The 12,595-nt window shown below is 58.3% G+C and carries 8 protein-coding genes; 3 read left to right on the top strand and 5 right to left on the bottom strand.

Features of this window, described 5'->3' with window-relative positions:
- The first annotated feature begins 253 nt into the window (after positions 1-253).
- From RSQ48_RS15070 to RSQ48_RS15080, 3 genes are all read left to right on the top strand, one after another.
- Positions 254-748 carry a HugZ family protein gene (locus RSQ48_RS15070; RefSeq protein WP_240209295.1) on the top strand — a complete coding sequence of 165 codons (495 nt, stop codon included), beginning with the start codon at positions 254-256 and terminating at the stop codon, positions 746-748.
- Between the two features lie 413 nt (positions 749-1,161).
- Positions 1,162-3,963 (top strand): autotransporter domain-containing protein, encoded by a 2,802-nt coding sequence (locus RSQ48_RS15075; RefSeq protein WP_415301944.1) that lies wholly within the window; start codon positions 1,162-1,164, stop codon positions 3,961-3,963.
- A gap of 246 nt (positions 3,964-4,209) precedes the next feature.
- Positions 4,210-7,026: an autotransporter domain-containing protein gene (locus tag RSQ48_RS15080; RefSeq protein ID WP_415301945.1), complete on the top strand. Its 2,817-nt coding sequence runs from the start codon at positions 4,210-4,212 to the stop codon at positions 7,024-7,026.
- Positions 7,027-7,166: 140 nt separating this feature from the next.
- Here RSQ48_RS15080 and RSQ48_RS15085 read toward each other — a convergent pair whose 3' ends face one another.
- The 5 genes from RSQ48_RS15085 to cydB form a co-directional block, all read right to left on the bottom strand.
- A complete protein-coding gene (locus RSQ48_RS15085; RefSeq protein ID WP_003802109.1) occupies positions 7,167-7,718 on the bottom strand; it encodes an adenine phosphoribosyltransferase in 552 nt (183 codons plus the stop codon).
- A gap of 169 nt (positions 7,719-7,887) precedes the next feature.
- The gene (gene cydC / locus RSQ48_RS15090; protein ID WP_415301946.1) at positions 7,888-9,582 is read right to left on the bottom strand and encodes a thiol reductant ABC exporter subunit CydC; all 1,695 of its coding nucleotides are present in this window, start codon (positions 9,580-9,582) and stop codon (positions 7,888-7,890) included.
- A complete protein-coding gene (cydD, locus tag RSQ48_RS15095) occupies positions 9,579-11,279 on the bottom strand; it encodes a thiol reductant ABC exporter subunit CydD (protein ID WP_415301947.1) in 1,701 nt (566 codons plus the stop codon). The genes cydC and cydD overlap by 4 nt, the downstream gene beginning before the upstream one ends.
- Positions 11,280-11,420 (bottom strand): cytochrome bd-I oxidase subunit CydX, encoded by a 141-nt coding sequence (gene cydX, locus RSQ48_RS15100; protein ID WP_003802112.1) that lies wholly within the window; start codon positions 11,418-11,420, stop codon positions 11,280-11,282.
- A gap of 14 nt (positions 11,421-11,434) precedes the next feature.
- Positions 11,435-12,586 (bottom strand): cytochrome d ubiquinol oxidase subunit II, encoded by a 1,152-nt coding sequence (gene cydB / locus RSQ48_RS15105; protein WP_003802113.1) that lies wholly within the window; start codon positions 12,584-12,586, stop codon positions 11,435-11,437.
- Positions 12,587-12,595: the final 9 nt, after the last annotated feature.

Below are 12,595 nucleotides of genomic sequence, written 5' to 3' on the forward strand. Positions count from 1 at the left end.
TGCCATATCGGTATTGTTTAGCACTGGGCAGCCCCCCAGGTAAAAGCGTTCCTCGGTGGGCAGCTACACGAAGAAGCGGCATGGGGCTTTCTTGATCGCTGAGCCATTAGCAAGATAAAGGTGCCCGGCAACGGATAACGCGACAACGGTGCCATGAGGAGGCTTTTCTGTCGAGCCACTCAAGCTAATATCCCCTTCGCAGCACCTCCCGCACAAGACGCTGTATGGACGCTTTTTCAGAATAGGTGTTTTTATGTCTATGGATGATCCATTGTTGCTCAGCCTCCAACGCCTACTGCGCAGCGAACGGACTGCTTCGCTGGGCACGCTCAGCAACCAGGGTTTGCCGGTGGTTTCCCGCGTTCCCTTTGCGATCTGCCCCGAGCAAGCCAACATCATCATTCACATCAGTGAAATGGCGGCCCACACCCGTTATCTCATGCAACGTCCCGACGCCAGTCTGATGGTCAGCCAAAGCGAACATGGACAGGATGCCGTCCATGACCTGCCACGCGTCACCTTTCAGGTGCTGGCCCGCCAACTCGAACGAGGTCAGGCCGATTTTGATCAGGCCCGGAAAGCCTATATAAGACGCTTCCCCGATATGGAGTTTCTCTGTCATTTCACGGACTTTCACTTCTTTGCTTTGGATCTGGTACGCGTGCGCCATATTGCAGGCTTTGCTGCCGCACGTACGTTGAAGCCTGAACCGGTACGTGCCCTGTTGGCAGAATCATCAACAGGTTAGGACTGACGCCTCCTTGAATCAATACGCACTACCGCTCTACTCCATTGCCTGTGCCTTGACCGCTTACTGCGGTTTTCCACCGCAAATTCAGTCTAGTGGGTTTCGGGTAAAAGGCCGATTTGTTGTCACTTTGCTGCCGCTACCGCAATAAAATCCGGAGCCGCTGTTTCTCCCGGCAGTTGAGTAGTCTCTCGATTAAACGCCTCTCCTCCTACGGAAAGCCCCTGCGCACCCGTCTGCCCAAAAGAAAAAGTTGTCACGTTTTTGTCGCTCTCAAACGCTAGGCATGACAAAACGTAAATTCAGTCGCTATAAGATTCAACGGCCATGACGTTAAATGTACTGCAGGAAACCGATCGGTACCGATGCACGACGACTTGCCGCCCCGTCTAAGACCCCCTGGAGAGAAAGAGATGTCGAACAAGACACGCAGCACCTATGTTCTGGTGCAGATGGCGATGCTGACCCTGGCTTTGCCCGGCATTGCGTATGCTGAGCCTGACAGCACACTGGAACAATGGCGCAGCAAAGAATATAAGCGCCAGCCTGGTCTAGATATGGTCAATGCCGCCAAAGCCTACTCACTGGGTTTTACCGGCAAAGGCGTCACAGTCGGCTATCTGGACTCTGGCATTGAGGCCAAGCACCCTGAGTTTGCAGGGGCCATTGCAGGCGGCTTTGACTTCAACACGAATACCGCCTACGCCAACGGCCAAGGCATAGACTCCGACCCACCGTCAGGTCACGGCAGCCACGTTGCAGGCATTATCGGCGCACGTCGTGACGGCGTTGGCATGCATGGTGTCGCGTTCAACAGTCAGCTTTTTGCCGTCGCTTACGACGGCACGGATGAGGACGACGACATGCTTGGCAATGATCCATATGAACCCGACCCGCGTGAAGCGGCCGCCGCCTTTGATCGCGTCGCCTCGCAAGGCTGGAACTATTTGGCACAGTTCAAGCTGCCTATCATCAACAGCAGCTTGGGAGTCAATGGCTGCAATGATGTCAGTTCCCCACCCCCCTGCAATGTCGTGGATTATGGCTCCCCCGAAGGTGTACTGGATTGGCAGCCGCTGGCGATCAACGCATTTCACAACAGCGTAGCAGCAGGCTCTCTCATGGTATTTGCTACCGGTAACGAATCTCAGGACCACCCTGACCTGCTGGCTGGCTCCCCCTATTGGTTCCCCGAGCTGAAAGACAACTGGCTGGCTGTAACGGCCCTGGCTGAGGATGGCTCCCTGGCTTCCTACGCCAATAAATGCGGAGTTGCTGCCGAGTGGTGTCTGGCCGCCCCGGGGGGTGACGATAAGCCCGGCATCAATTCGGTCAATTCCTCGGGTGGCTATATCGCTTTTAGCGGCACCTCCATGGCCGCCCCGCATGTCGCGGGTGGAGCGGCTTTGGTCAAGGAGGCCTTCCCCTATTTCACCGCTTATCATTTGCAGCAAACCCTGCTGACTACCGCCACCGACATGGGCGACCCCAGCACGTACGGCTGGGGCCTGATGAATGTAGGCAAGGCCGTGCAAGGGCCCGCGCAATTTACCCGCCTGTTTGACGTCGATACGCTGGGCTATCACTCCACCTTCGCCAATGACATCAGCGGCACGGGTGGACTGCACAAGCGCGGCGCCGGCTCACTGGAGCTGAGCGGCAACAACAGCTACACCGGCGATACCACCGTCAGCGGTGGTCGTCTGGCCGTCAATGGCACGCTGGCTTCTGCTGTGATCGTTGAGCGTGAGGGAACGCTGGGGGGGGCCGGTACGGTCGCACAGGTCGATAACTACGGCACCTTGGCCCCCGGTAATTCTGTAGGCACCTTGACCGTCAGCGGCGACTATACCGCCCATGCCGGTTCGGTGCATGAACTGGAAGTCGGCACCGCAGGCGCAACAGATCGTCTGGTGGTTGGCGGTGCTGCCCATATCGACGGCACCCTGAAGCTGGCCGGCGGCCCTTTCCGTCAAAACGTCGCCTATTCTTTCATGGAGGCAGCCCAGGGCGTGACCGGGAAATACAGCCACATTACATACGACATGGCATTCCTGTCACCCACGCTGCTCTACGGCCCCGGCCTGTCCTTGATGATCCAGCGCAATGACACCCCCTTTGCAGCATTTGCCCATACCCGCAACCAGAAAGCCGTGGCCAACGCTCTGGATACCGGCTCGGACCAGCCACCAGCCGCGATGGCTGAACTGTATGACACGGTGCTCAATGCCCAGTCCAGCCAGGTCGCAGGCTATATGGAACAACTGCAAGGCCAGATCCATGCGGGCACCACCTCGGCACTGCTCAGCAATGGCGATCTATTGCCCCGTACCTTGGGCAAACAAGCCTCGGGCGCCCGTCATGCCACAGGACAAGACACCGTGCTGTGGGCGGACGTGATCCATCAACAACGCGATCTGGACGGCAACGAGGACAGCCAGGATGTACGCCACAAAGTCGGCGGCCTGTTCCTGGGTGGCGATACCTCCATCGGCGAACAAGGCTGGCGCATGGGTGCGTCTTTGGGCTATCTGGAAAACCGCATCAAACTGGATGATCGCCGTCAGAGCTCGCGCAGCAACAGCTACAGCGCCGCCCTGTACGGGACGCAGGCGTGGGAAATGGGCTCAGGCAGCTTGAACCTGCTGGCCGGCGCTGCCTACACCCGTCACCGTCTGGACAGCGAACGCTCGATCTTCGTTCATCAGAACGAGACGCTGAAAGCCGACTACAAGGCCCACAGCGTCCAGGCCTTTGCCCAATTGGCTTACCGCATGCCGGTGAGCCCCCGCTCCAGCGTGGAGCCTTATGCCAGCGTCAATTGGCACCAACTGCGTCACGGCTCCTTTAGCGAATCAGGCGGCCAGGCCGCATTGCGAGGTGACTCCCAACGTCAGAGCCTGAGCACGGTCACGCTGGGGCTGCGAGGCACCACGGAGCTGGACCTGTCCAAAACCACGGTGGCTCTGAGCGCCGGTTTGGGCTGGCGTCACGCCCTGGGTGATACCACCCCTGAACCTGAACTGGCCTTTGCGGCCCTGCCCGGCAGCAACTTTCGCGTAAGCGGTGCGCCTATCGCCAAGAACGCCGCCGTTGCCGAATTGGGTGCCGAACTGAAAGCCGGCAAAAACACCTCTTTTGGCTTGAACTATCAGGGGCAGTTTGGCCGCAACCAGGATCATGCCGGTTCACTGTTCATGAAACTGCGCTTCTGATTGAAACCCTCAAGGCGGGCTTGGCATTTAGCCAAACCCGCTGCGAGCTTACAGGCGACCAACAAAAATCCCTGCGATACGCATGCATGGCATGGGTCCCCACAAGAACACGATCTCGACAATACTGCAGTCCCTAACAGCCGGATTAAACGGCTATGCCGTTAAATGAAAGATGCCTTGAGGACCTCCACGGCAGGTTTTCACAACGAGTGGCCACCCTCCTTAGCAAATCCAAGTAGATAAGACATGTCGAACAAGAAACGCAACACCTCTATGCTGGTGCAGTTGGCTTTGTTAAGCCTGACTTTACCTGGTATCGTCCACGCCGATTCTGAGAGCTCGCTGGAGCAATGGCGCACCAAAGAATATAAGCGTCAACCCGGCCTGGACATGATCAATGCCGCCAAAGCCTATTCGCTCGGCTTTACGGGCCAGGGCGTCACGATCGGTTATCTGGACTCGGGCATTCAGGCAGATCACCCGGAGTTTGCCGGCGCTATTGCAGGAGGCTTTGACTTTACCAGCAACAGCCTCTACGCCAATGGCCAAGGAGTCGATACTCAGCCTCCTGCCGGGCACGGGAGCCATGTTGCCGGAATCATGGGTGCGAGACGTGATGGAGCAGGCATGCACGGGGTCGCTTTCAATAGCCAGCTTTTTGTCGCTGCTTACGGCATGGTTGCTGACGATGATGATGATGATGGTGATGATGATGATGATGACAATGACGGCACTGCACCGACTCCAGACGATATAAGGGCCTTTCAAGATCGAATGCTCTCTAATGGCTGGAACTATCTCGCCCAATTCAAGCTACCCATTATCAATAGCAGTCTAGGGCTCAATGACTGCTCAAGGTCCTATAACCCGCCCTGCCATATTGTGGACTATGGCTCAGCGCAAAGCGCCCTAGAGGCCCACCCTCTGATCATTGAGTCCTTCAAGAACAGTGCGCAGGCCGGCTCCCTGATGGTGTTTGCTACCGGCAATGAATCTCAAGACCACCCCGATTTTCTGGCCGGTTCTCCCTATTGGTTCCCCGAGCTGAAAGACAACTGGCTGGCCGTGACGGCAGTAGGGGAGGACGGTTCATTGGCCGTCTACGCCAATAAATGTGGGGTTGCCGCCGAGTGGTGTTTGACCGCGCCAGGGGGGCAGTGGGATCCTGGCATCAACGCCGTCAACTCGGACGGCGGCTATACCTATAAAAGCGGCACCTCCATGGCATCACCACATGTGGCCGGAGCAGCAGCATTAGTCAAGGAGGCCTTCCCCTATTTCACCGCTTATCATCTGCAGCAAACCCTGCTGACTACCGCCACCGATATGGGCGACCCCAGCACGTACGGCTGGGGCCTGATGAATGTAGGCAAGGCCGTGCAAGGGCCCGCGCAATTTACCCGCCTGTTTGACGTCGATACGCTGGGCTATCACTCCACCTTCGCCAATGACATCAAGGGCACAGGCGGCTTGCACAAGCGCGGCGCCGGCTCTTTGGAGCTGACGGGCAATAACAGCTATACCGGCGACACCACCGTCAGCGGTGGTCGTCTGGCCGTCAATGGCACGCTGGCTTCTGCTGTGATCGTTGAGCGTGAGGGAACGCTGGGGGGGGCCGGTACGGTCGCACAAGTCGATAACTACGGCACCTTGGCCCCCGGTAATTCTGTAGGCACCTTGACCGTCAGCGGCGACTATACCGCCCATGCCGGTTCGGTGCATGAACTGGAGGTTGGCCCTGCTGGTGCAAACGATCGTCTGGTCGTCGGGGGGGCCGCCCATATCGACGGCACCCTGAAGCTGGCCGGCGGCCCTTTCCGTCAAAACGTCGCCTATTCCTTCGTGGAGGCAGCCCAGGGCGTGACCGGGAAATACAGCCACATTACGTACGACATGGCATTCCTGTCACCCACGCTGCTCTACGGCCCCGGCCTGTCCTTGATGATCCAGCGCAATGACACCCCCTTTGCAGCATTTGCCCATACCCGCAACCAGAAAGCCGTGGCCAACGCTCTGGATACCGGCTCGGACCAGCCACCAGCCGCGATGGCTGAACTGTATGACACGGTGCTCAATGCCCAGTCCAGCCAGGTCGCAGGCTATATGGAACAACTGCAAGGCCAGATCCATGCGGGCACCACCTCGGCACTGCTCAGCAATGGCGATCTATTGCCCCGTACCTTGGGCAAACAAGCCTCGGGCGCCCGTCATGCCACAGGACAAGACACCGTGCTGTGGGCGGACGTGATCCATCAACAACGCGATCTGGACGGCAACGAGGACAGCCAGGATGTACGCCACAAAGTCGGCGGCCTGTTCCTGGGTGGCGATACCTCCATCGGCGAACAAGGCTGGCGCATGGGTGCGTCTTTGGGCTATCTGGAAAACCGCATCAAACTGGATGATCGCCGTCAGAGCTCGCGCAGCAACAGCTACAGCGCCGCCCTGTACGGTACGCAGGCCTGGGAAATGGGCTCAGGCAGCTTGAACTTGCTGGCCGGTGCCGCCTACACCCGTCACCGCCTGGACAGCGAACGCTCGATCTTCGTTCATCAGAACGAGACGCTGAAAGCCGACTACAAGGCCCACAGCGTCCAGGCCTTTGCCCAATTGGCTTACCGCATGCCGGTGAGCCCCCGCTCCAGCGTGGAGCCTTATGCCAGCGTCAATTGGCACCAATTGCGTCACGGCTCCTTTAGCGAATCAGGCGGTCAGGCCGCATTGCGAGGTGACTCCCAACGTCAGAGCCTGAGCACGGTCACACTGGGGCTGCGGGGCACCACGGAGCTGGACCTGTCCAAAACCACGGTGGCCCTGAGCGCCGGTTTGGGCTGGCGTCACGCCCTGGGTGACACTAACCCCGAACGTGAACTGGCCTTTGCGGCCCTGCCCGGCAGCAACTTTCGCGTAAGCGGTGCACCCATCGCCAAGAACGCCGCCGTTGCCGAATTGGGTGCCGAACTGAAAGCCGGCAAAAACACCTCTTTTGGCTTGAACTATCAGGGGCAGTTTGGCCGCAACCAGGATCACGCCGGTTCGCTGTTCATGAAGCTGCGCTTCTGATTTACAACCCCAGGGCGGACTTGGCGTTTTGCCAAACCCGCTGCAAACCTGACAGGCGGCCAACAAAAATCCCTGCGATGCGCGTGCATGGCAGGGATTTTTCTGGACCACATAAGCGGTGATCGATCGGCCTATAAGGATCAGCGATCCGATTCCTTAAAGCTGCAGACGGTATACACCGACAGGCCGGAGTCTGTTACCGCTTTGGAGCCGCCCAGCTCGGGCAGATCAATAATAGCCGCGGCTTCCACCACATTGGCCCCCAAACGCTGCAACAAACGTGCAGCCGCCAGCAAGGTCCCGCCGGTCGCAATCAAATCATCAATCAGCAGTACGCGCTGACCAGGACGCACGGAGTCAGTGTGCATCTCCACACTGGCATTGCCATACTCCAGGGAATATTCTTCCGCCACCGTATTGAAAGGCAGTTTGCCTTTCTTGCGTACCGGTACAAAACCCAGATTCAGCTCATACGCCAGCACCGAGCCGACGATAAAACCGCGAGCATCCACACCCGCCACCAGATCCAGTTTTTGTCCCATGTAACGGTAGACAAACAGGTCAATCAGTACCCGAAAAGAGCGCGGGTCTTGCAACACCGGGGTGATATCGCGGAACGTCACCCCTGGCTTGGGCCAATCCGGCACATTGCGAATGATTTGACGGATGTACTGGGTGGGATCTATTTGCATGTCAAAGCTTCTACAACAAAAAATCCGGGCGCAAAGGGCGCACTTGGATACGTTGCAAGTGTACACAATTGGGCAGCAGCAACAAGGGCTCATCCCGCTTGTGCCCGCACGTTGTACTAATACGACGCGATTGAGTGGAAACTCCCGCAGACTTGACCGGGAAGGTCTTTTAGTTTGGCTCCGCAGCAGTTGCACAGGAGCCCGCGACGCGCTGCAAGCGCCCTGCCTCGAACTGATAAACACAATCAACCAACGGCAGCAAACGCGTGTCGTGAGTCGCCATAATCACGGTTTTGCCCCGAGCGGCCGTCAGGATATCTTGCATCAGGGCCTGACTGGTCGGGCCGTCCAGACTCGCCGTGGGCTCATCCAGGAACCAGATATGGGCCGGCGACAACAAAACACGGGCCAGACATAAACGGCGCTGCTGCCCCAACGACAGTTGCTGCCCCCCCTCACCCAGCCAAGTGTCCAAGCCTTGTGGCAAGTCACGCACGACTGAATCCAGCTGGGCATCGTGCAGTACCTGCCACAGGCGCTGCTCGCAGGCCCCCGGATCGGCCAGCAGCAGATTATCGCGTACAGAACCCAGAAACAGCGGCGAGTCCTGCGCCAGCAAGGCGCAATGATCAAACCAACTGGCACGGCTCCAGTGTGGAGCCGGCTCGGCCTGAATAAGGTATTGCGGACCAGGCACCGGCAACAAGCGCATCAATACGCTTAGCAAGGTTGATTTGCCCGAACCGCTAGGGCCAAAAATCGCAATATGCTCGCCGGGCGGAACGTGCAGCGACAAGTGCTCCAGTACCGGCTGCGAACCATAAGCGAAACTCAGATCGGAAACGTCCAAGGAAGCGGGCCCATCCAGAACAATGGCCTGACCTTGCTCCTGCTGTGCTTCAAGCGGTTCATCTAAAATTCCCAACAAGCGTGTACTGGCCGCCTGAACTTCACCCAAGCGTGACGCTCCTCGCATCATGGGAGCCATAATCTCGAACAAACCCAACAAAGCAAGAACCAAACCGACCCATAAGGGCCCGCTCATGGCTTGTACATTCACCTGCTGCGCACCCACCAGCAAGCAGATCAACAGGGCTACGCCCATAAGAAGCTGTTGGAAAAACTGACCGGCAATGCCCCAGCCGTTGCTGCGCAACCGGGCTTGACTGAGCGCTTGGGCCAGCTTATCCACTTGTTTCTGAACAGCATCAGCAGCCGCAAACACCTGAATGTCGGCGTAAGCTCGTATCGCTTGATGCACCAGAACACGCTGGCGATTTTCCAGCTGATGGACCTGCTCGGCAGCACGGCTGGCACCCCGGGCGCAAAGGTAGGGAATCAGGCAGGCTGCCACCAGCAGGCAGGCCAGAATCAGCCAGGCCCACCAGGACAACCAGGTTTGCAAAACGGCACTGAACACCAGTCCGGCAAACACGGCAGTGGTCAAAGGCACCAGAATCAACAAGAGCACTAGATCAAGAACGGCGACATCCGAGGTCAGACTGGACGCCAGCTCGCCATCACGAAACTGCGCCAGACGGGACTGACTAAAGCGACTCAAACGCCCAAAAACCAGAGTCCGGATGCGAACCTGCAAATCCAAGGTCAAAGCATGGCCGACCACACGCTCCAGATAACGGGAAGCGATACGCCAAAATGACAAACCACGGATCATGGCGGAGGGGCCGAACAGATTAAAGACGATCCCCAAGGTCGCCAGAAAGGCGCTGCTCAGGAACCAGCCTGCGACCCCGAGCAGGCTGACGCCGGCTGCCACCGTACTGATCGCCAGAAGTACCGTGAACATAACCGCTCCACGGCGTGCGCGCAAACTGGCACCTAAAAGGCGAAACCACGCTTTCATGCCGTCAACACTCCTTGGGCAATCTGCAAGCGGTTGGAACACATAGCCGCCAATTCCTGATCATGCGTGGCCACAACCAGACAGCGGCCCTGACAAAAGCGCAGAACATTGCGCATAACGCGATCTCGTGTGGCTGCATCCAGGCGGGAACTGGGCTCATCCAGCAACACAACATGCGGGTCCGTCAAGAACAGACGCGCCAAGGCCAGACGCTGTATCTGACCGCCGGAAAGCCCAAACCCCCCTTCACCCAGCTCAGTCTGCAGGCCGGCTGGCAGGGCTCGCACGAAATCGGCTGCACAGGCTTGTTCCAGGGCTTGCCACAGTTGCTCCTCATTGGCCTGCGGTGCTGCCAGACGCAAGCCGTCGGCAATCGTGCCCATCGCTAAAAAAGCCTGCTGTGAAATCAGTACCACCCCGTCATGACGAGTCAGCAAGCGTCCGGCAGTATCGCTGTTGCGCAGCAAAATCTCGCCCTGAGACAGGGGACGCAATCCAATCAGACTCTCCAGCAAGCTGGTCTTGCCCGAACCACTGGCTCCCAGAACCGCGTAAGACTGGTCTATGTACAGCTGCAGTCCGGGCACCTCAAGCAAGGTTCCACACCCACCCAACTGAGGCAAATGGACCTGACGCAGGACAAGAACCGGTAAATTGGGAAATACCGTTTGCACGTCCAGGCTGGAAGGCGCGGGAGGGATCAGATCCTGACCCAGGCTGGCCCATAATCGATCGATTTCCACAGCGGCCGCACGAGCCGCCGCGCGGTCATGGTAATTGGCCGCCAACTGGCGCAGGGGTTGATACGCCTCAGGTGCCAGGAGCAAACAGAACAAGCCTTGTTGCAAGCTGATGCCCGAGAAGGATTCCCCCAAGTAACCCAGATACCCCAGGCCAATATAGACAGCAATACCTGCTACGCCCAGGGCCGCAAAAAACTCCAGCACAGCCGACGATAAAAACGCGATGCGCAGCACTTTCATGGTGCGTGTGCGCAACTCCTGACTGGCCAATTCCACACGCTGCAACTCGTCCTGCCCCCGGCCCATCAGACTCAGGGTAAAAATGCCACGCAGACGATCGGCAAAAAACCCCGACAGACGCAGCGTTGTTTGTTGTTGTTCACGGCTGGCCGCTTCCGCCCCCCAGCCCACCAAGGCCATGAACAGAGGAATCAGAGGCGTGCTCAACAAAAGAATCAAGGAGACAACGCCATCCACCGGCAAGACCGCCAGCACCAGCGCCAAGGGCACCAGGGCCGCCGCAGCCATGCAAGGGATGTAGCGCGTCACAAAGCCATCCAGCGCTTCAATTTGTGTAATCAGGCTGCTGGAAAGCTCGCCGCTACTGCTGGCTCGTAAGCGCGGCACGGTACTGCGAAACAGTCGGGCAAACAAGTCTGAACGCACGCCCTGCTTGAGCTGTTCGGAGACCTTCTGCGCACGACGCTCGCCAATAGCGGCAATGGCGGCTCGCAGCAGCAAGAGCGCGGCCACCATAAGGATAGAGAACAACTGCTCTGTCCAGGGCAGCCCGTCGACCACAATGGCCTGCACAATCTGTGCCAGCAACCAGGCCTGGGGGATCAGCAAGGCGCCGGCCAGCACCGGCGCCAACATGGAAACCCGCAAAGCCGTGCGGGCGCGGCTGGAAAACTGCCCCAGCCACTGCTGCGCGTTTGGACTTTGCGGGGTCAATCAGGCCTCGATATCTGCATTGGCCTGGGAGGCGGCTGCATTTTGCAACGCAGTGTTCTCACGCAGTTCGAACCACATCGCATTCAAGATGGAGAATGCGCAGGCCAGACCCAAACCTAGAACCCAAGAGAAGTACCACATAGGTGTTGGCCTCCTTAGTAAGAATGAGAAGAATCTTTCATGCTGGCAACCGATACCTTGCCACGCATGACGCTGTACACCCACGAGGTATAGAGCACGATGATGGGCAGAAACACCAGCGTGACCAGCAGCATGATCCACAGGGTCAGGTGACTGGCCGAGGCATCAAACAAGGTCAAACTGGAGCCGGGATTCAAGGACGATGGCAGCAGGAAAGGGAACACGGCAAAACCAAAGGTCAGAATGATGCCGGCCAGTGCCAGGGACGAGAACAGCAGGGCCAGCAAGCCACGACCACGTCCCGCCAGCAAAGCCCCGAGCAACAGGCCTGCAAAACCGATAATCGGTGCCGCCCACAAAGCGGGCCAGGTTCGGTAGTTGGCTAACCATCCGCCTTCGACCATCTCGACTGTCTTGCCAATCGGGTTGGACATGGCATGGGCCACTTCCGGCCAAGGCATGCTGTAGCCATTCATGGCAGTGATCCACCAGCCACCGGCAGCAAACGCCACGATGGCCAGCAATCCCAACGGCATGGCCCAGGCACGAGCACGTCGAGCGACCTGATCGCTGCCTTTCCAGGCCACCACGACCGCGCCCTGAAAGGCCAGCATCAGGATGCTGAGCAATCCACACAGGATGGCAAAGGGCTGGAACAGACCAAAAAAGTTACCTTGATACAGGGGACGCAGCGTGGTTTCGTCAAAGCCAAACGGCACACCCAGCATGACATTGCCAATCGCGACTCCGAACACCAGGGCACAAACCACACCGGAGGCGGTCCAGATCGCATCCCAGTTACGACGCCAGCGCGTAGAACTGAGCTTGCTGCGGTACTTGATGGCAACCGGGCGCACTATCAGGGCCACCAGCAGCAGCATCATGGCCAGATAAAAACCCGAGAATGCCATCGCATACAGCAAAGGCCAGGCGGCAAAAGCCACCCCGCCGGCCACAATCAGCCAGACCTGGTTACCTTCCCAGACCGGGCCAATCACGTTGTAGAGCGTACGCCGCTCGTCATCACTGCGCGCCACCAGCGGCAGCACCATGGCCACCCCCAGATCAGCCCCGTCCATGATGGCGAAAGCAGCCAACAAAACGCCCAGCAACAACCACCAGATGATGCGCAAGGTGTCGTAATCGAGAAGAATCAGGCTATCCATAATGGTTTC

The organism is Alcaligenes sp. SJTW-7, assembly GCF_047716895.1.
In the GTDB taxonomy this organism is placed as follows: Bacteria; Pseudomonadota; Gammaproteobacteria; order Burkholderiales; family Burkholderiaceae_B; genus Alcaligenes; species Alcaligenes ammonioxydans.